The sequence below is a fragment of the Micromonospora sp. LOL_025 genome (assembly GCF_048060285.1).
GTDB lineage: Bacteria > Actinomycetota > Actinomycetes > Mycobacteriales > Micromonosporaceae > Micromonospora.
Genome location: NZ_JBHMIR010000006.1, coordinates 185,206 through 203,339 on the forward strand (window position 1 = coordinate 185,206; position 18,134 = coordinate 203,339).

The 18,134-nt window shown below is 67.5% G+C and carries 14 protein-coding genes and 1 pseudogene; 5 read left to right on the top strand and 10 right to left on the bottom strand.

The window, feature by feature from the left end:
- Window positions 1-3 precede the first annotated feature (3 nt).
- The 4 genes from ACFHW0_RS11095 to fxlM form a co-directional block, all read right to left on the bottom strand.
- Entirely contained in the window at window positions 4-1,200 is a 1,197-nt protein-coding gene (locus tag ACFHW0_RS11095; protein WP_416607180.1) for a lanthionine synthetase C family protein, read from the bottom strand.
- Complete coding sequence (locus tag ACFHW0_RS11100) at window positions 1,197-4,238, bottom strand: lantibiotic dehydratase (RefSeq protein WP_416607181.1); 3,042 nt, start codon at window positions 4,236-4,238, stop codon at window positions 1,197-1,199. Before ACFHW0_RS11100 ends, ACFHW0_RS11095 begins: the two co-directional genes overlap by 4 nt.
- A 116-nt stretch (window positions 4,239-4,354) precedes the next feature.
- Window positions 4,355-4,546, bottom strand: coding sequence for an FxLD family lanthipeptide (locus tag ACFHW0_RS11105; protein ID WP_416607182.1), 192 nt, complete (start codon window positions 4,544-4,546; stop codon window positions 4,355-4,357).
- 58 nt (window positions 4,547-4,604) lie between these two features.
- Entirely contained in the window at window positions 4,605-5,975 is a 1,371-nt protein-coding gene (fxlM, locus tag ACFHW0_RS11110; protein ID WP_416607183.1) for a methyltransferase, FxLD system, read from the bottom strand.
- Between the two features lie 137 nt (window positions 5,976-6,112).
- Here fxlM and ACFHW0_RS11115 point away from each other — a divergent pair, with 137 nt between their 5' ends.
- On the top strand, window positions 6,113-6,304 hold the full coding sequence (locus tag ACFHW0_RS11115; RefSeq protein ID WP_416607184.1) for a hypothetical protein: 192 nt from the start codon (window positions 6,113-6,115) through the stop codon (window positions 6,302-6,304).
- Window positions 6,305-6,782: 478 nt separating this feature from the next.
- On the opposite strand, the gene ACFHW0_RS11120 is transcribed toward ACFHW0_RS11115, so the two are convergent.
- Window positions 6,783-7,961: an IS110 family transposase gene (locus ACFHW0_RS11120; protein WP_416607185.1), complete on the bottom strand. Its 1,179-nt coding sequence runs from the start codon at window positions 7,959-7,961 to the stop codon at window positions 6,783-6,785.
- Between the two features lie 297 nt (window positions 7,962-8,258).
- On the opposite strand from ACFHW0_RS11120, the gene ACFHW0_RS11125 reads away from it, so the two are divergent.
- Together ACFHW0_RS11125 and ACFHW0_RS11130 are read left to right on the top strand one after the other, a co-directional pair.
- Entirely contained in the window at window positions 8,259-9,593 is a 1,335-nt protein-coding gene (locus tag ACFHW0_RS11125; protein ID WP_416607186.1) for a hypothetical protein, read from the top strand.
- A 127-nt stretch (window positions 9,594-9,720) separates the two neighbouring features.
- A pseudogene (locus tag ACFHW0_RS11130) lies at window positions 9,721-10,461 on the top strand (transposase family protein).
- Window positions 10,462-10,503: 42 nt separating this feature from the next.
- On the opposite strand, the gene ACFHW0_RS11135 reads toward ACFHW0_RS11130, so the two are convergent.
- The 5 genes from ACFHW0_RS11135 to ACFHW0_RS11155 form a co-directional block, all read right to left on the bottom strand.
- A complete protein-coding gene (locus ACFHW0_RS11135; RefSeq protein ID WP_416607187.1) occupies window positions 10,504-10,962 on the bottom strand; it encodes a PPC domain-containing DNA-binding protein in 459 nt (152 codons plus the stop codon).
- Window positions 10,955-12,007 carry an asparaginase gene (locus ACFHW0_RS11140; protein ID WP_416607188.1) on the bottom strand — a complete coding sequence of 351 codons (1,053 nt, stop codon included), beginning with the start codon at window positions 12,005-12,007 and terminating at the stop codon, window positions 10,955-10,957. The genes ACFHW0_RS11135 and ACFHW0_RS11140 overlap by 8 nt, the downstream gene beginning before the upstream one ends.
- 93 nt (window positions 12,008-12,100) lie before the next feature.
- The gene (locus ACFHW0_RS11145) at window positions 12,101-13,570 is read right to left on the bottom strand and encodes an XRE family transcriptional regulator (protein ID WP_416607189.1); all 1,470 of its coding nucleotides are present in this window, start codon (window positions 13,568-13,570) and stop codon (window positions 12,101-12,103) included.
- A 194-nt stretch (window positions 13,571-13,764) separates the two neighbouring features.
- A complete protein-coding gene (locus tag ACFHW0_RS11150; RefSeq protein ID WP_416607190.1) occupies window positions 13,765-13,965 on the bottom strand; it encodes a DUF397 domain-containing protein in 201 nt (66 codons plus the stop codon).
- Window positions 13,962-14,849 carry a helix-turn-helix domain-containing protein gene (locus ACFHW0_RS11155; protein WP_416607191.1) on the bottom strand — a complete coding sequence of 296 codons (888 nt, stop codon included), beginning with the start codon at window positions 14,847-14,849 and terminating at the stop codon, window positions 13,962-13,964. Before ACFHW0_RS11155 ends, ACFHW0_RS11150 begins: the two co-directional genes overlap by 4 nt.
- A 488-nt stretch (window positions 14,850-15,337) precedes the next feature.
- On the opposite strand from ACFHW0_RS11155, the gene ACFHW0_RS11160 reads away from it, so the two are divergent.
- The gene (locus ACFHW0_RS11160; RefSeq protein WP_416607192.1) at window positions 15,338-17,731 is read left to right on the top strand and encodes a nitrate- and nitrite sensing domain-containing protein; all 2,394 of its coding nucleotides are present in this window, start codon (window positions 15,338-15,340) and stop codon (window positions 17,729-17,731) included.
- Entirely contained in the window at window positions 17,728-18,129 is a 402-nt protein-coding gene (locus ACFHW0_RS11165; RefSeq protein WP_416607193.1) for a roadblock/LC7 domain-containing protein, read from the top strand. Before ACFHW0_RS11160 ends, ACFHW0_RS11165 begins: the two co-directional genes overlap by 4 nt.
- Window positions 18,130-18,134 lie beyond the last annotated feature (5 nt).

The window sequence follows — 18,134 nt, forward strand, 5'->3', positions numbered from 1 at the left end:
TGGTCAGGTGATCAACAGGCATGTGCCCCATCCGGTGTGGGTAGTGCCGTTTCGTGCGGTTTCGGCGGCCAGATGGATGCCGGCGTGGCCGGTCAGCAGCCCGGCGTTGCCGTCTTGGTCGTGGTGGTGGGTGGCTGTCTGTATGGCGCTGGCCAGGGCGGGTAGCTGGTGGTGGAGGGCGGGGTCCAGGGCGTCGGCGGTGGCGTGGTGGGCGGTGGCGTAGAGACCGGCGAGGCCGTGGCAGAGGCCGAGGTCGGTGAGCCGGCTGCGGTGGCGGTCGGTGAGGCAGGCGGCGAGGGCGTGTTCGGCGTCGGCGCGGCGGGCCGGGTCGTTCGTGGCGATCGCGGCGAGTTGCAGTGCGCGGGCGATGCCGGGGGTGCCGTAGCACCAGGACGGCCGGCCCGGTGTGGGCTGGCTGACGCGACCGGTGCGGAGGTCGTCGAGGGTGAGCCACTGTGGCCACCAGCTGCCGCCGTCGACGTCGTGTTGACGCCATCGGTCGAAGTGTCGGGTGAGCTGGTCGATGGCCTCCGTGTGGTGGTCCACGATGTGGCCGTGACGCATCGCCAGGGCCAGCAGGGCGAGGATTCCCGCTGCCCCGTGCGCCACACCGAGGTTGGCGTGCCCACCGGGTGTCGGCAGGGTCGGGTCGGGGTCGTGGGCGACCCACCAGCCGGGCAGTAGGCGATTGTCCTGCTTGCGCGTGCGCACCAGCACCGTCAGGTAGCGCAGTACATCGGCGAAGGTGTCACTGTGGGGCATGCGCTGCATCAGCAGTGCGCCGATGCCGGTGAGGCCGTAGAAGAGGTCGTACTCGCCGAGTGAGCCGGTGCCACCGTGCCGCAGGCGGGCTGTGGCGGCGGTGAGGCGGCGGCGTGCCAGCCGTGCCACGTGTTCGTCGAGGGTCGCCGCCGCGGTGTGGTAGCGGTCGTCGGCCTCAGCGGCGCGGTGCAGAAGGAACGCGATGGCGGGGGTGCCGTAGTACAAGCCGGTGTGCTGGCCGCCGTCGAGTGGCCCGGTCGCCGCTGCCCGGATATGCGCATGCGCGTCTGCCCAAGATCCGGTGCCGGCGAGGGCCCGTTCGAGGTGCAGCAGAGCGATGCCTGCCGTTCCGGTGGCCAGCGACTGGCGGGCGGCGTCCGGACCGTCCATCGTCGGCGTCCCGGCCTCGGCGCTGGTGGTCGTCGCTGGTCTGTTCATTGCTGGGCGATTCGGGCCAGGGCGCGCAGCGCGGCGGCGCGAGCCAGACGGTTGGTGCCCTGCTCGAAGGTGGGATCGATGCCGAGTGCACGGATGTGGTGGTCACGCAGCAGGGTCGGTAGGACACCGGACGGGTCACGCTGCGCGGCGAGGGCGTCGAAGTACCGGCGCAGGGCGGTGTCGCGGGCCCGCCACGTGTCGAAGACCGCCTTACCGGCGGGGTGTGGCTGTGGCTGCCGCCCGTCAACGGGTAGGTCGATCAGCCGTAGCGTTTGCTCGCACAGTGCGCGGTCCAGCGGCCCGGTCTGCTGCGGCAGGCATTGGAGCAGGGCCTGATATCCCGATGTCTCGTCGATGGCGAACGCGGCGGCGAGCCGGGCCATGGACGCGGCGGCCAGTGCCTGCGCCGGCATGTTGAGGTCGGCGGCGGCTGCTATCTGGGCGATAACGGAGGTGGTGTCGGCGCCGAACACGTCCTCGGCGGCGGCGAGCGCCTCGTCGCAGCCGTAGCGGCCGGGATGGTCCTGGTACGGCACGAGCGACAACTGGCCGGGCAGACCACGGGCGGCGAGGTCGGCGGCGAACGCGGCCAGAGCTGCGGTGACCGCCGCGTGGTGCTCGCGCCCGGTCAGCCGGAGCACGACGATGAGGTGCTGGTCGGCGTCCATGCGGACCAGGTCGCGCTGTCGCCGGATCCACCACCGGTGTATCTCGCCGTCCAGCGTCGCGGTGAACGATGCGAGGTGCCGGATGATGTCGTCGAAACGCGCAGGGTTGCCGGCCAGCCGTGCCTGCACCACGCCCGCGTCGCCGGGCACCTGAACCCGACCGGGCGACGCGAGGTATGGCAGCGGCCGGCGCGCGGGCGTGACGGCGAGCATCGGGATCAGCAGCTCCGCGGCGCGGCCGATCCACCCGTGGTCGTCGGGCTGAGCGTCCTCCCGCAGCTCCACCCGTTCGGCCTGTGCCAGCCGGTGGCGCAGCAACGCACGGTCGAGCCGGTCATCGAGGTGCAACGGCTGGCGGAACTCGCCGTGACAGAGCACGACCCGGGCGGGAACACGCCAGTGCCGTCGCCACGCCTGCAGCGCGGAGTCCCAGCCGTGGCCGTCCCGCGACGGCAGGTGGGTGCTGGTGAGAAGCCATCGTGCGGCGGCGAGAATCGTGCGGCGGTAACGGACGCGTGGCAGGTACGGCAGCGTGCGGGCGGCACCGACGTCGAGCGGCCCGAACACCGCGGTGCGCGCGTCGGCGACCTCGGCGAGGAAGCGTGCCAGCGGAGGCGTTTGCACGACGGTGTCGAGTGCGTGGGGGATGTGTGGGATGACCCGACGGCCGGTGGAGATCTGCACCAGGTACATCTGGTCGGCGTCGGCAGTGACGGCCAAGTCCTCGAGACTGACCGGATTACCGGTGGGATGCTCGGCGAGCGCGACGACGTCGGGCAGGAGCCGGGGAACCCGGGTGACGTTCTCGTTGTGCGGACGACGCGGCGGAAACGACAGCTGCACCGCCACCGCCTCGCCGTACGGCGAATCCGGCGCGCAGGCGGCCCGAAGCTGGGTCTGCTGGTGGTCGTCGAAGAGGTGGATGAAGCGGCCGACCATACTCGTCGGCGAGCCCGGTGCCGCAGCGAAGCTCAGCCGGAAGTCCCCCCGGTCGAGGGCGTTGATCGACGCGGCGTGAACCGTCACGCCGAGCTCGATACGTGCCGGCGGTATCACGTCTGCCGGCTCGCCCACGGTCAACGCTTCGACATCCGCGTCGGTCAAGATGATCTCGCTGCGTCCGTCGAGCGCGGCCCGCTGCACAAGGGCAAGGAACGTCGCGTCGCGTTCGTTGACGCTGCGCCAGCTCGGGTGCGCGCGGGGCGCGCCGAGATAGCCGGTCGGGTAGCCGAGCCCGGAGTCGGCCAGCAGGTCTCGCACCGCCACCAGCGCTCCCTGGCCGTAGCGAGCCCGGAACCGGGACCGGTAGTCCTGCCAGGCGGTCGACCCGAACGGCTTGGTGCTGACCCGCAGCAGGACATGCGCCGCCTCGACAGCTTCCGTCAGCACCTGCTCGGGAACACGGACCTGAGCATCGAGGCGGGTGTCGACCGCCAGCGTGTGCTGGCTGGTGGCAACGATCCCGCGCATCCGCTCCGCGAGCAAGGCCCGGACCGCAGTCGCCTCCCGTGGGTCGTCGTGGGTGTTGTGCTCCTCGATCAGGTGCCGCACCATCTCCAGGTCGCGCAGCACGGCGGCGATGTCGCCGAACTGCTCGCCGCCAGCGGCTGTCACTGCTTCGATCACATGTGTGAGGCCGTCTGTGACCGTCATCGGCGGGCGCAGAGCACTGATAAGGGCGCCCTGCTGCAGCAGGTTGTTGAGGACAGTGGTGATCTGATCGGGCCGGGCCGTGGGGAACCGCTCGGCCAACCCGGCGGCGAGATCGTCGTACCGGACGTCAACGGCGGCGCTGGCGAGCGCCGCTCCCACCGGCGCCGTGTAGCGCACCGACGCGTCGCGCAGCGGGACCGCCTTGCCACCGCCCGGGTCGGCCCGGCGGGCGGTGATGAACCGGCCGTCACGAACAACACCGGTGTTGTCGCTGATCACCCGCAGGCGACGACGCAGCTGCGGGTGCTGCTCCAGCCGAGCGATCACGGCCGTCAGCCACTCGCTGTCAACCCGCGCCACCGTACGGTGGCGCCGTCCGACGTGCACGCTGCCCGGTCCGGTGGCGGCGATCGTGACGCCGGCGAACAGACCGAACGGTGTCGCCCGCCGCTGCCAGCGCAGCAGGTAGCCGGCGACGGAGATGACGGCCCGGCGAACCACCTTTGCCGTCACCATGCCGGGACCCGCGCTGATGCGGTCAAGCTGTTCGGCGAGGGCGGGGCTCGCCAGTGTGAGGGCATCCCGGACGTCTGCGCGGCCCCACGTCTGCACCAGCCACGGCAGGCCCTCGCCCAGCACTACGGCGTCGCTGGCGAGGTCCAGCTGCGAAGGCACATCAAGATCGCCGGGATCCGTGGAGGCGCGCACCACGATCACACCGGCGCTACGGAAGATGGGCGGAGCTGGCACGAAGATCGTCCCCTCAACGAAGAAACCGCGCCGTCGGCGCCTAGGCGGGCGCCGACGGCATCGTCGGGATCAGGCGGCCTGGATCAGACCGGGTCGCAGGACTTGGTCGTGCAGGCGCTCGTGCTGCAGCTGCTGCCGCAACCGTCGCTCGTGCTGCACATCATGACCACCAGCGGGGTCGTGGACTCCACGACCCGCATGTCGAGCACGAAATCGTCGTCGGTCGCGGCGGTAGGGTCGTCCGTGCGATCGAGTTCCAGCAGCGGCGGGGCCATTGTCCTCACGCTCCTCGAATAGGTCGAACAGGGATGGGGCATACCCGGCCGGGGGCGGCTAGCTCGCCGCCGGCCAGGAGATCTGGAGCAGGCCGTACGTCTTCGCCAACACCGCCACGTTGGCCGGCGTACTGCCGGCGTTGGTGCCGGACGGCCAGTAGGCGAACGTCGGTGCCGACCTGCGGTGGGCCCGCTCGTACCAGGCCTGGATCTGTTCCGTCATCACCGCCGCGGCGTCCTTACCGTGTGGTCCGAAGGCGCGGGCCCCGAGCTCGGCACCCGAGTCACCCTCCGCCGGACGCCAGGCCAGGTAGGCGAACGAATCGCCGAGCACGACACCGAACGGAAACCAGCGACGCTCCGCAGCCAGCTCAGTACCTTCGTCCGCCGCGAGCAGGCAAAAACCCGGCAGGAATCCGGCCAGCCACAGGTGAAGATCCGCGAAGGACTCGCTGTGTCCGACCGTGACCCCCGACCAGACCTCGCTGCGTTCGGTGTCCAGCACCCCATCCAACTGACGAACGTCGTCCGGGGCACCGACGTCGAAGCGCAAGCTGACGAACCGGCCATGCCGGTCGGGTAGCCGGAAGATCCGCTCGGGCCGGGCACCGTCGCCCTGCAGGGGCACGAACCCCGCCACCTCACTGGAGGTACTGGTCAGGTGGTCGCCGTCGCGCCGCAACGCGATCGTCCGGGTCACGCCGTTCATCCGCAGCGGCACCACGATCACCCCGTCCGGGGCGAGGTGCTCCAGCCAGGCCGGAGGAATGTCCCACACACCGACCGTGACCAGGATCCGGTCGAACACACCTTCACCGGGCACGCCGTGCACCGCGTCGGCCTGCACCACCCGTACCCGGTGCCCGTAGCCCGTCTCGCGCAGCAGAGCCTCGGCGCGGCCGGTGATGTCCGCGTCGATGTCCACGCTCACGACGTGCCCGTCCACCCCCACGACCTCAGCCAGCAGCGCGGCGTTGTAGCCACCAGAGCCGATCTCCAGGACCCGCATCCCGGGCTCGACACCGGCTTGTTCGATCATGCGCGCCTGGATGTACGCGGCGCTGACCGAGGACAGGTGCACCCCGTGCTCATCCGTCTTGGTGATCACCGACTGGTCGACGTCGTAGACGACCGCCAACGGTGTGCCACCAGGCACGAACGCATGCCGCGGCACCGCCCGGAACGCCGCCTCCACGACCGAGGAAGTGATCATGCCGTCAGCGACGAGCCGATCAACGAGGGCATCCCGCATCTCCTCGGCTCGACCTGGGGAATCCGACCTGTCAGTCGCGTGTATCACTCGGCGCTCCAATCTCATGTTCCTCATGCCGTCTGGTGTTGGCAGGGTGCCGGATGCGGGTAGCGCGTGACGCAGGGCCGACAGAACCTGCCGTCTGCAGGTGGGGCACAAGCGGCCCGCCTGCCGCACGACGCCCTACGAGTACGCTTCACACGATCACTCATGGTGAATAGCGCGGGAATACCGACTTGCGGTCCGACTTTGCTGTAACCCATGTCCGGCAGCGTGGCGAGCATCGCTGGCCCGGCGAAGCGTGGGGAGCAGCAGTGCGCCAGGTCCTGGGCACCGCCACCTATGCCAATCTCGATCTCTACAGTCCTCGGCGTAGCGATAGGGATTACGCCATCGAGACAGCTGAGTCTCTACCCAGCAGTTGGGCCGAGGCGAGCTACTTGCTGCGCGAGCAATGGCATCTCTTGGTCCAGAACGGCAAGCTGTTCGGCCTGAGTACGCGCTGATGGGTGTCACCCCGCAACTGGTGGCAATCGAGAGCTTTCTGCGTGAGTTGCCCTAAGCGCTGCGCCCTGGCGTCGTTCGCCTTGCCGCCCAGTACGCCGAATCCGCCGCTTGGCTCAACTGTCCAGACCCTGAACAACGCCGACGGCGCCTCTCGCCACGGTCGTCAAGGCGACCCTCGATCGCTACGCTGCCGGAATCAGCTCCGACATACACTGCCCTCACATGCGGCGACGAACGGCGCAGCCCGGGGCCACGCATGCCCGACCTATGGCGTCCATCCGAACGGTCCCGCCCCGGCGTTGGCATGCCTCCCCGGCGGACGGCCGCTGGGAACGGATCTGGTACCGCGAGTTCGACGACCAACCAGGCCCCTCGCCCCGTGAGTTCGGCGTGCCCTGATCTGCCGCGTCCGACCGGGCAACAGTGCGTGACATGTGAGGGGCTGTCTCCAGTGCCCGGTCATGGCTCCCCTCTGTGTCAAGAGGTCGCGGCGAGGGTTGTTCTAGGCTGGGGTGTGGCGGGTCCGGGAAGTGACTTCTCTGAAGAGCCGGCATGGGGATGTGAGCTGGTCACGCTGGAGTCAGTAGTCGTCTCCCGTTGTCCTCCCGGGCCCGTCGCCGTGGCCATCGTGGCGTCGTCGGTCATCTGTCGGTAGACGATGTCGGACAGGCGTCGTTTCAGCGCGCGCATCGCTTCCATCGATGTCTTGCCGGCGGCTTTCTTCCGGTCGAAGTAGGTGCGGCCTTCGGTGGGGTTGCGTAGCTGGACGGTGGCCATGATGTGCAGCACCCGGTTGATCTGCCGGTTTCCGGCTCGGGAGAGCCGGTGTCGTACCTGCTCGCCGGAGGACGCGTCGATGGGGGCGGTGCCGTTCCAGGAGGCAAAGTGGGCCCGGTTCGGGAACCGGGTGATGTCGCTGACCTCGACCAGCAGCCGGGCGGCGCCGGAGGGTCCGATGCCGTGCAGGTCCATCAGCGTGGTTCCGGTGGAAGCCACGAGCTCTTTCAGTTCCTTGTCGGCTTCCTTGGACCGTCGGTATACGCGTTCGAGGTCACCGATCAGTTCCGCGGCAACCCGGCGCCGGGTCTTGCCGACCGTGTCACGGGGCCGGACCGTGGCCAGTAGTGCCTTGGCCTGGGCGGCGGACAGACTCTTCTTCGCGCCACCCGGGATGAGTTCGAGGAGTAGTTGGTGCAGCTGGGACACCATCCGGGTGTGGTCCTCGCCGAGGGAGCGGCGCCGGTCGACCAGGATCCGCAGCAAGGCGAGCTGCTCATCGTTGACCACTGGCCGCAGCCCGGCCATGCGGGTGCCGACCAGCGCGATGGAGTGGGCGTCGGTGGCGTCGGTCTTGCGGCCCTGGCCGGTGGCGAACACCCGTGCCCTGGCGGACAGCTTCGGCGGGACGTCGACGACCTGCTCGCCGTCGGCGAGTAGCCGGTTGGCGATGTGCCGGCCGATGCCCTGGCAGCCCTCGATCGCCCAGACCCGGCGCGGCCATTGGCCGGCGTACTTCCTCATCGCCGTGTAGCCGTCGCGGTCGGTGTCGAACCGGCCGCCGCCGATCACGGTCTCGTCGCCGGCCATGATCTCGATCGTGGCGGAGCGTTTGTGCGGGTCCATCCCGATGACCACACGGTCTGCTGTGACAGTCAACGCGTCCTCCGTCGCTCGATTCACCTGGGTTGTCGAGCCGGGAGGGCAACGCTACTTCGAGCTGAACAAACCCCTCTTGAGCCTCTCCCTGCCCTGGGGCGACGCCCGGGCCGCGCAGGCCAAATGAGAGCCACACGACCAGCGTGGGCAGCCGAAATGAGAGCGACAGCCCGGGCGCCTCGACCGAAGCCTGGCCGGGCCACGGTCGCAGGTCAATGAAACAAGTAGCCGATGTGAGTGCACACAATCATGCCGCGTCGTGCAGGCGTCAGGGCGCCTGAGTCGAACATGTTGGTCGTGCGCAGCGCAATGTTGAATCCTTGTTTTCTGCATCGCCGGGACATCTGCCGGGAATGCCAGGTGGAGATCAAAGATCAAATAGCGTTTGGTCAGTACCGCTATCCTGATGGCAACTGCACCGCCAGGCTAGGAGCGCTCATGGGGTTCAACGTCGTTGCGATAGAAACGATCAAGGACTGCCTAGGCGTTGATAGAACAGAGGAGACCGTCCAGGCCCTGCTCTCAGCTTCATCATCTCGGATCGAGGCAATTAGAGGCGCAATCGGCGGATACCGGGACATGCCCGTACCGCCTCGCACAGAAGGCGAACTTCGGCCGTTCGTAGGCGAGGGAGCCCTATGGCCATGGGGGTCAGAACATGCGCCCAACGATCTTAAAAGGGTGCACCTAGCGGCCGAGGATGCGATCGTAAGCCTGCAGCACGAGCTTATTTACGCGCATTCGATTGCAACCGCCGACCCTGTGACGACCTTTTTGCGCATAGAGGATTCGCCGGTGAGTCAATTTCGCACGGACTTGGTTGCCTATGCGACCATCATGAGCTATGTCTATCCGTTGATTGAGGCGGGGTGTATCCAGTTCTGCAGGCCGGAATGGGACTATGATGAGTGCCCGAAGGCTCCACCAAGCTGCAACTTCGAAGAACTTGGCGTTCAAGACCGCGAGTGGCTGGCGCGCCACGGACCCACTGCAGCGGCAGCGCAGGACCGAGTGTCTTATCTTGTGCATGAGCTTTGGCGGGCGCGCAAGCTATATGGTCGTGTCGACGTTCGCCTGCTGGAGGCGCGGGATCGCGAACTGATCCAATGGATTTATGGATCTCGCCCGGGCAATGCGATGCCAACTCATCGCTTGATTCAGCCCGACCTGGTGGCCGATGACGAAATGTTCGTAGGCCGATCTGTCGCAGACCTGCAAATACCGGGTTTCGCCTCCTTGACCACAAGAGAAATTGTAAGCATTCGCAACGGTGATGAGTTCGAGAGATGGCGGCATGCATTGAGGGCTGGAGTTGCAAATTCAGCAAGCATTCCCTCTTTGCTGAATCCCACGCAGGCTACGCTTCGTCAAGTCAAGCGCGAGGTCAACCACGAAGCCGCGCTTCTGCGGCATTCCTTTGGTCGTAGCGCGTTCCTTTCGGAGCGGGCCAGTGGCGTCCGAGAAATGGTCGTGCAGGGTGTTGTGGGTGCGGCAACTGGATCGACGATATCCGCGCTCGCCATCAGCGCTTTGAACAGCATCGGAAAAGTTGCAGCATCCGCCGCGGGTAACCGCAACAGCAGCTCGCAAGATGCCTTTATTCGTCACGTGCAGGCACTGAACGATAGATAGTAAGCCTTTTTCAAACTTATTTTTAGGTCAGGGACGGTGTGCGTAGCCCCGTGATCGATAAGGGCGAGACTCCAGGCAAGACAGCAAATCGACCAAAATCCGATGCTCTAACACGGGAGCCTCGCCTGTGCTGTCTTACCCGTCCACGATCTCGTTGTCCAGCCGGACCCTGAACCACCTCGCTGACCGTATCCGCAACCACCGCAACCAGTGTCGATCCAGGTGGCGACGCCTCGACGCGGGACGGCAGGCACTGCTCGCTCTGGCTCACCTGCGCAACGGCGATACCTACACCCGGTTGGCTGCCGGGTTCGCCGTCGAAACGTGAGTACCGCATGGCGGTACGTGCAGGAAGCGGTAGCCCTGCTCGCGTCGGCCGCCGACGACCTGACCACCGCCATGAATCGGATCCGCCAGCTGGCATACGTGATCCTGGACGGCACCCTGATCCCGATCGACTGGGTCGCCGATGAGAAACCGTACTACTCCGGAAAACATAAGCGGCACGGCGTGAACGTGCAGGTCATCGCCGACGCGGCTGGCCGCCTCGTCTGGGCTTCGACGGCGCTGTCCGGCTGAGTCCACGACCTGACCGCAGCCCGAACCCACGGCATCATCGAGGCGCTGGCCAGCGCTGATGTGATGACCTTCGCGGACAGAGGGCTATCAGGGAGCCGGCGGGAGCGTGAGCACGCCGTTCAAGCGGCACCGCTTCCGGCCCAAGCTGTCACGCCGGCAGAAGGCCGTGAACCGCGTCCACGCGAAGATCCGCGCCCGCGGCGAACGGGCGATCGCCACGCTCAAGACCTGGAAGGTCCTGGCCAAGCTGCGTTGCTGCTCACGGCGAGCGACCACGATGTCGGGGTGACGTGGCAACTACACATCCATCCCTGGGCCGGGGTCCGGGTCGTTAGCCGAGGTGTAGTTGCGGTACGTCGTACAGGTCGGTGTTCGGTAGCCGGCGCATGACCGGTGAGCTGATCTCGATGATGAGCATTTCGGTGAGGAATTGGACGGTTGCGTCCAGCAGGTGGCTGGTGCGAGCGATGGCGCTGTGTTCCTTGAGTCCGGCGGTGATGTGGATGTGAGGGAGGACCCTCTGGGTAACGTCGTCCCAGGCGAGGGTGCCGCCGCCGAGTGCTTCGACGTTGGTGAGGTCGACGTGCGTCCAGACAGGTGCGTCGGGGTTGTCGAGGCGCTGGCAGGTGCCGACGATCTTGGCTGTGGAGAGGCCGGCGATGAACATGGGGATGTAGCCCTGCTTGATGTTGTGGGCGTGGCAGGCGTCGGTGAGAGCGGTGAAGAAGTCGTCGCCGTGGTCGAAGACGACACCGATCATGCGTCCTGGGGTCAGGTCGTGGCTACGCATGCGCGGCTGTTGCCTCCGTTCGATTAGCGGTCAGGGTCGGTGTTGGCCAGGGCCACGAGGATGGTTCATCGAGGTTGCCTGCAACGGCGAATGCTGGGGCGATGTCTTGCGGCTGAGCGTGGGCGACGAGGAGCGCGCGGAGCAGGATGCGGGCTTTGTGTGGGTGTAGCCAGCCGGCGGGAATGAGTCCGCGGGTGAGGAGGTCGCGTTCGGAGCCGGGGAAGCCGTAGGTGCGGGTGAGTGTCGGCCCAGCCGGGGTGCGGGAGGTGAGTACGACGGGGATCCGGGCGGCGAGGCCGGTGAGGGTTGGTACGAGAGATTCGGGCACGTGGCCGGCGCCGAATCCGGCGATGACGAGGCCGTCGCAGTGTGGGCCGATGGCGTCGAGGAAGGTGGGGTCGTCGTCGAGGCTGACGGTGTAGAGGCCGACGCGGGCGCGCTCGGGCTTGCTCGGGGTGGGGATGGTGAGCCGGTACGGGACGCGGGTTAGCAGTCTTGCGGTGCCTTCCATGACGTAACCGATGGGGCCGGTGTCCGGCGAGCGGAAGGTGGCGCCGTTGGTGGAGTGAGTTTTGGCGACCCAGCGGGCGGCGTGGATCTCGTCAGCGAGAACGACGAAACAGCCTTGGCCTCGGGCGGCCGGGGAGGCGGCGGTCTGGATGGCGGCGAGGAGGTTGGCGGGTCCGTCGGCGCCGGCCATGGTGGGGTTGCGCATCGCGCCGGTGACGATCACAGGTTCGGGTCGTTGGTGGAGCAGGTCGAGCAGGTACGCGGTCTCCTCGATGGTGTCGGTGCCTTGGGTGACGACTACTCCGGTCGCGCCTTCGGCGAGTACGTGGGTCGCTGCGCTGGCGAGTTCGGTGATGTCGGCGAAGGTGAGGGACGCTCCGGGGCGGCGGCGGAAGTCCACCACTTCGATGCCGATTGCCGCGGAGGCCAGTCCGGGGACGGCGTTGACCAGGTCGTGTGCGGTCAGCGTCGGACGGACGCCTTCGTCTGCGGCGCTGGTCATGGCGATCGTTCCGCCGAGGCCGAACACCACCACTCGCGGCGGGAGTGTTGTCGGGGTCGAGGGCACGACAATTCCTTCCAGCAGTCGCGGCGCGGCCTGGTGAGGTGTGTGGTGTGCAGGAGCCTATTACGGCAGGGCGCCGATGAAGCGACATGCTTGGTCGACGCCGTCGAGGCAGAGCAGACGGCTGCGGGGCTCGGCGAGGCCAGCGAAGCCGTACTGGCCGAGGTCGGCGCAGCGTCGTTGCAGCCAGCGCCACTCAAGGCTCAGGTAGTCGGCCAAGTGCCGTAGCCGGCCGCCGGGCGTGTCGTCGGCGATCACCGAGTGGGCCTGGACGTTGCCGACAGCATCGCGGTACGCGGCGATGGTGTGGGCGTGGTCGGTGACATCGACATGCCAGACATCGTCGGCACGGATCCAGGTGGCCATGATCGCGCGATGCTTGTCCATGACGAAGCCGGGCAGTGCGAGGTACTCCGGGTCGTCGGTGACCGCAGTATGGATCCCGAGGGACTCCATCAAGGCCAGGGCCATCAGGAGCAGGATCCGTTCAGATGTTGACGAGGCGGCCACGGCAAGCGAGGGAAGACAGAACATCCTGGTCATCGGCTGGGAGGTGCTGCGGAACCGCTCGGCGGTCTCGCGTAGGTAGCGCAGCTTATGTCGGAACAGCAGCCAGGTGCTGGCCTCCTCGCCGCGCTGCTCCCGGGTCCAGTAGACGGGGACGTCGGACAGGAGATCGTAGTGGCGGCGGATGTGGTCGGCGCAGAACGCCGATCCGATCCACAGCCGTGACACCGAGTCCAAGTCGTCGGCGATGTCCTGGCTGGCGGCAGATCTGGCCATGTCCCGATACGGTGATGCCGCGGCCTGAGCGGCGTCCAAACGGGCGTCGTCCAGCAGCAGCGACAGGTCGAGATTCGTCACCGCCCATAGGACTCCGGCGGTGAACGCATCGAGCTGGTACGCGCGAGGAATGAGCAGCCGGGCGTCACGATCGGCTGCGACCAGGTGCCGGTGCGCCCGCTGGGAGTCCAATGCGAAGACACTGACGTGGTCCGGTGTGTCGACGTGTCCGAGTATGAGCCGCCGCTGGGCGGACCGGTGCCAGCGATGGTCCGTCGGAGAATCCGCGATCGTGGCGAGAATGCGACCGTCGTCGACCGCCGGATACAACTCGACATCAATCGTTGCCCCAGCGAAGTGCTCGCCTGGGGGCGCCATCACCGCTTGGCGCCACGCTCGATCATCGTTGAGTAGTCCGAGTGCTGCCGTGGGGGCCGCGAGTTGCAGCAAGTCTGTGGCGGGAGACGGGTCTGCGTGTGGACCGAGTCGGGCAAGCGGACTCTGGACGGTAGAGGAGACGGCCTGCCCGCTGTTGGTGCGCCGTGGATTGTAGAGACCGATGCTGATGTCGCTGGCGACTTCGAGAACATGCCGGAGAGCGGCGCGGCGTTCGCGACTTGGCCAGCGATGTTCGCCACGTTCGAGCTTGCCCACCCAACGGTGGTCAACGTAGTGCGCGGCGAGATCCCTGGTCGGGTAGAGATGGTGTAAGGCAGCGTTGACCGCGTCGGCCAACTCGCTGCGGGACATGCGCTGCCTCTGACGCCGAGGTGACGGCCGGCGCTCTCGCGCCTCGGTGAGGGATGTGTTCGGCACGGTCTCCGTTTCCGGATGACGAGGCACAGCACCTCCTGAGGCACGCACGGCGAATGCTTCTCACAGACTGTCCGCTCTTCGCCAACGGATCGTACATTCGACGCGGGACTATCGCCATCGTCCTTTGCTCAATCGGGCGCGTCCAGTACGGATTCGCTGGCTCGAATGGCCGAAATGAAGGATCGCCACCGACGCGGAGCGAATCGGAGCACCGGGCCGTCGGGGTTCTTCGAGTCGCGAATCAACACCGCGTCGTCGACGGCGACCTCGACGCAGTTGCCGTCGTCGCTGCGGCTGGACCTGCGCCAGGCGTACTGTGTCGTGCTCATGCCGGGACTCCTTCGGTGGGTGCCAGTTGGTCCGCCGCGCAGCGGAGGAGGCGGATACTCGCATCGGGTGGCAGCGCGGCGGACTTAAGTCTGCTGTGCAGGCTCAGGTACGGGGCGACTTCGCCGGGGTCGGTATGGACCAGGTCTTTGGTGAGAGTGTCCACCGCAGCGGCGTGTGAACTTTGCCGGTCGCGGTAGCGGTATATCGAGTAGGCGGACCGAGGAGCGCTGTGCCCTCTGATCGATGCGCCGACAGGTAGGACCTGAACGGATACGGACGGGTAGGCGGCGCATACCGCGGCGACGTGGCGAAGTTGATCGGCTACGACGACGGGGTCGGCGGCGCAGCGCCGGACCGCGGTCTCGTCGATGACGGCGGTGTAGTGCGGGCCGTCGGCGGCGAGGACGAGGCTTTGGCGACGAGCGCGGGCGGCGACTGCGGCGGCAGGATCGAACCTGTCGCCGTGGCGTGCGGGATCGCTGCGTAGCCGTGCGTCGGCGAACGCGGGCGTCTGGAGTAAGCCGGGGATCAGTGAAATGGCGTACTCGGTGATGGTCTTGGTGCCGCTTTCCAAGTCGGCGTAAATGGCCTGCCGGATGCCCATTTGTTCGGCATCGGCCGCCCACCATCCACGAGTCCAGCCGTCGGCCGCCGCGTCCATGATTGCGGTCCGTCGATTCGCGCCGACCGAAAGATAGTCACAGATTCCGCTGACGAGGTCGATGTCGGGACCGAGGTGCCCGTTCTCCAAGGCGCTGATCTGTTGGCGTGGAAATCCAAGGGCACGGGCGATTGACTCGCCGGTCACGCCATGCTCCTCGCGCAGGCGGCGGATTTCGCGTCCGAGCCATTGCCGGCGGACGTACGGACTGGGACGGTTCACCGGCAGCCTCCAGGGACCACTCATGCCCGGTCGACGGTTTAGTCGGTCAGGTGAGGCCACTGTAACCCGACCCATTCTGTGAATCACCTTGATGCGCCTGATGGTCTGTCGCTGTTTGCGCAGGTCAGATGATGATCGGACCGCAAGTCGGTATGTGAGGTCGGACCGAAGGTCGGTATTCCCAGCCGTGTGCGGATCCGTGATCGTTAACTCTCAACCGGTCAACCGGTCAACCGTCGACGGGCTGACGCCTCGACTGGTCGACACAAGCCAGTACGCGTACCGAGTGCCCGGACCGAGCCTCGCTTCGGGGCGATGGCCTGCAGGTTGCCGCATCGGCATGGGCGCGGGACGCATATCAATGCCATTTCCTGCTCCATACTAAAGGAGGAGTTGTGAGGCGTTCAGCCTCCCAGACGCCATTAACCTCTTGTTTGCCTCGGTGGCGGCTGCAGGACAGGCGGATCCGTACCAAGCTGGCTCTGCTGTTGGCGCTGCCGTTGATGGCGACTGTTGCCTTGACTGGGGTTCTGGGCGCGGGTGCTGCGTCGGCTGCCTCGCAGGCGGAGCAGTCGCGGCAGCTCGTTGTGCTGGGTGGGACGGCGGGCCGGCTGGCCGCGCATCTGCAGCGTGAACGGACGGCTGCTGCCCTGGTCCTCGCACGCGGTGGTAACGCGGTCGCCGCCGAGAGTTATCGCCGGCAGATCGCCCTGACGGACGGTGTGGTCACGCAGTTCGACGAGGCGCGGCGCCGTGTAAGGGTGCCCCAGGTTCTGCAGGGGCCTCTGCGACGCGCCGGGGAGCAGTTGGCGAACTTGGGGCCGTTGCGTCAGCAGGTGCAGGCGGGGCCGGATGCGACGAGCAGTTTGGTGGTTTTCAGGTATCGGGCGGTGGTGGCTGACCTGTTGGCCTACCGGCAGGGGTTGTCGCAGGTGGGTGTTGACGCGGAGACGGGCAACGATCTGCGGGCCACCGCTTCGCTGTCGCAGGCGGTCGAGTCGCTGGGGTTGATGCAGGTCGCTGTGGTGCGCTCGATCGGTTCGGGGCGGCTGACGCCGGCGGGGCAGCAGGAGATCGTTGGCGCGGATGTCGGTTTCACCGAAGCGATGCAGGCATTTCGCGCGCTTGCGCCGGTGCGGTGGCAGGCCCGGGTCAACGCCCAGCTGAGCGGCAGGAACGTGCTTGAGGCTGAGCGGTTGCTGGGCGTGGTGGCGCGCGCGACGCCGGGGACCTCCCTGCGGCTGGGTGTCAGCGCCTCCAGGTGGGCGACGGCCGTAGGTACCCGGATGGATCTGCTGCATGCGGCCGAGCAGGAGCTGGACGCGGAGCTGCTGGCGGCGGTGACACAGCGCCGTGATGAGCAGCGGCGCACGATCGTGTTGCTGTCGGTGACAGTGGTGGCGTGCCTGGCCGTGATGGTGGCGGTGGGCTGGTGGGTGACCTGGTCGATGACGGGTTCGTTGCAGCGCCTGCGCGCTGGGGCGCATGCGGTCGCGGCGGATCGGTTGCCGCGGATGGTCGCTCAACTCGGTGGCGATCATCCCGAGCAGGCGACGATCGACGGGCTGATGGCGCAGGCGGCCGAGCCGATCGCGGTGGACGGGCGCGATGAGGTGGGGCAGGTCGCTGACGCCTTCAACCGGGTCTCGTTGGCTGCGGTGCGGATCGCTGGTGAGCAGGCGGCGCTGCGTGCCACCGTGTCGGGCATCTTCCTGTCGCTGTCGCGTCGGCTGCAGTCACGTGCTGACCGGATGATGGTCAACCTGGACGCGTTGGAGCGCGACGAGGAAGACCCGGACCGCCTGGAGAAGCTGTTCGATCTCGACCATGTCGCCACCTTGATCCGCCGGATGACGGCCAATCTGCAGGTGCTGGCAGGAGGACGTGCGAGCCGCCCGACGCCCGAACCGGTGCCACTGCCGGATCTGCTGCGCGCCGCCGGCAGCGAGGTCGACGACTACAAGCGTGTGGAGCTCGGAGTCATCGACGGTGCCGTCCTGGTCGGCCGGGATGTGGCGGAAGAACTAATGCACCTGCTGGCCGAGTTGATCGACAACGCTACCAGGTTCTCTGCCCCTGACACCCCTGTGATGGTGGAAGGCAGCCGAGTCGGGGATCTGCTGCATCTCCAGGTCCGCGACTACGGCATCGGGATGCGGGAAACGGAGCTGAGGGCGGTCCTCGACCGGCTCGCGCACCCCCACCGTATGGACCGGGCGACCACCCAACAGATGGGCCTGCCCGTGGTCGGGCGGATCGCCGACCGCCTCGGCATCACGGTCCAGATCCGCTCGGACTTCGGCGAGGGCACCCGCGTAGATGTCACTGTCGCCTCGCACCAGTTCACGGTCGCGCAGACCGGCTGGCCGGCAACACCGCCGCGGGCACTGGCCGACGAGCTGACCCGTGAGCTACCCGCGGTTCATACCCGCCCTGGACCGCGGGCGGAGGGCCCTCCACCGGCATGGCCGCCCGCCGTGCGGGCACTGCCCGCGACGCCCGTACCCGCGTCCGCGCCGGTCGGGCCGCCACCACCGCTGGCGACTTTCAACGAAGTGCGAGCCGACCCGCGCCACTCGTGGTTCACCTCCGCGCCTGGCGGCGCTGCGGCGCAAGGTGGTCCCGCGATGCCGGCTCGCTGGAAGGCTGCCGCCGAGGCGGCGTCGGCGGCGGCTGATCCAGCGGCCGAAACTACCTCGCACGGGCTACCGGTACGCCGTCCAGGTCGACGGGTGATTCCGCCGGTTGTGTCCGGTGCGCGAGCACCAGTGCCGGCTCAACGTGATCCCGAGGCGCTGCGCCGGCAGATGACCGCGATCGACAGGGCGCTCGGTGCGGCCGGGCGCCGCACCCACCACACATTGAAGGAGTCCAACCGATGACTCGGTCCGCGCGCCCGAACTGGAACTTCCTGCTCGACCAGCTCCGCACCACGCCAGGTGTCGCGCACGCCGTCGCGGTGTCCACCGACGGCCTGCTGTTGGCCCGCAGCACCGGCTTGGCTAAGGACCGTGCCGACCAGCTCGCGGCGTTCACTGCCGGACTTGCCAGCTTGACCAGCGGCATGGCGTCGCTGATGGAGGCCGGCACGGTGGAACAGACCGTCGTGGACATGGGTAGCGGCCGGTTGGCTGTCATGTCGATCGGTGACGGCTCGGTGCTCACCGCGCTTGCCGACAAAGAGGCGGACATGGGGCAGGTCGTCTACGAGATGGCCATGCTGATCAACCGGGCCGGTGGGGCGCTGACGCCCGAGCAGCGAGCTGTGCAGCGGGTATGACGGCC

Coding starts and splice junctions, on each gene's coding strand:
- ACFHW0_RS11095 (WP_416607180.1), bottom strand. CDS start 1,200: ATGAACAGACCAGCGACGACCACCAGCGCCGAGGCCGGGACGCCGACG.
- ACFHW0_RS11105 (WP_416607182.1), bottom strand. CDS start 4,546: ATGGCCCCGCCGCTGCTGGAACTCGATCGCACGGACGACCCTACCGCC.
- ACFHW0_RS11135 (WP_416607187.1), bottom strand. CDS start 10,962: ATGCGTAGCCACGACCTGACCCCAGGACGCATGATCGGTGTCGTCTTC.
- ACFHW0_RS11145 (WP_416607189.1), bottom strand. CDS start 13,570: ATGTCCCGCAGCGAGTTGGCCGACGCGGTCAACGCTGCCTTACACCAT.
- ACFHW0_RS11150 (WP_416607190.1), bottom strand. CDS start 13,965: ATGAGCACGACACAGTACGCCTGGCGCAGGTCCAGCCGCAGCGACGAC.
- ACFHW0_RS11165 (WP_416607193.1), top strand. CDS start 17,728: ATGACTCGGTCCGCGCGCCCGAACTGGAACTTCCTGCTCGACCAGCTC.